Genomic DNA, 1,150 nt, shown 5'->3' on the forward strand with positions numbered 1-1,150 from the left:
AATGAGCGATACCCTGACAAAAGAAGCACCCGCTGCCGGCGGCTTCAAACCGAAAAAATCCGTCGCGCTTTCAGGTGTGACCGCGGGTAACACCGCGCTGTGCACTGTCGGCAAGACGGGCAACGATTTGCATTATCGCGGCTATGACATTCTCGATATCGCCGGCACGTCCGAGTTCGAGGAGATCGCCTATCTGCTCGTGCATGGCAAGTTGCCCAACGCCGCCGAACTCAAGTCGTACAAGACCAGGCTCAAGGCTTTGCGTGGCTTGCCCGCGAACCTGAAAGCGGCGCTCGAATGGATTCCAGCATCCGCCCATCCCATGGACGTCATGCGCACCGGCGTCTCCGTACTCGGCACCGTGCTGCCCGAAAAAGAGGATCACAACGTCGCGGGCGCAAAAGACATTGCTGACCGCCTGATGGCGTCGCTGGGGTCGATCCTGCTCTACTGGTATCACTATTCGCATAACGGCCGGCGCATCGAAACCGAAACGGACGACGATTCCATCGGCGGGCATTTCCTGCATTTGCTGCATGGCGTGCCGCCTTCGAAGTCATGGGTCGACGCCATGCATGCATCGCTGATCCTTTACGCCGAGCACGAATTCAACGCATCCACGTTCACTTGCCGTGTCATTGCGGGCACGGGATCGGACATGTATTCGGCGATCACGGGCGGCATTGGCGCGTTGCGCGGCCCGAAGCATGGCGGCGCAAACGAAGTCGCGTTCGATATCCAGTCCCGCTATCAAACGCCCGACGAAGCGGAAGCCGATATCCGCCGCCGCGTGGACGCAAAGGAAGTCGTGATCGGCTTCGGCCATCCGGTGTACACGATCTCCGATCCGCGCAACAAGGTAATCAAGGACATCGCGAAGAAGCTCTCGAAGGAAGCGGGCGACACGAAAATGTACGACGTGGCCGAGCGGCTCGAAACCACCATGTGGGACGCGAAGAAGATGTTCCCGAACCTGGACTGGTTCAGCGCGGTTTCGTACCACGCGATGGGCGTGCCCACGGCCATGTTCACACCGCTCTTCGTGATCTCGCGGACCTCGGGCTGGAGCGCGCACATCATCGAACAACGGATCGACAACAAGATCATTCGCCCCAGCGCAAATTACACCGGGCCCGAAAATCTGAAGTTC

1 protein-coding gene is annotated in these 1,150 nt (G+C 59.3%); it reads left to right on the forward strand.

Features of this window, described 5'->3' with window-relative positions; all coding sequences use genetic code 11:
* Position 1: 1 nt before the first annotated feature.
* Positions 2–1,150 (forward strand): bifunctional 2-methylcitrate synthase/citrate synthase (gene prpC / locus AWB64_RS30555; protein WP_060859146.1); only part of this gene is annotated, 1,149 nt, incomplete at its 3' end.

It is taken from the genome of Caballeronia sordidicola (assembly GCF_001544455.2).
Classification (GTDB): Bacteria; Pseudomonadota; Gammaproteobacteria; order Burkholderiales; family Burkholderiaceae; genus Caballeronia; species Caballeronia sordidicola.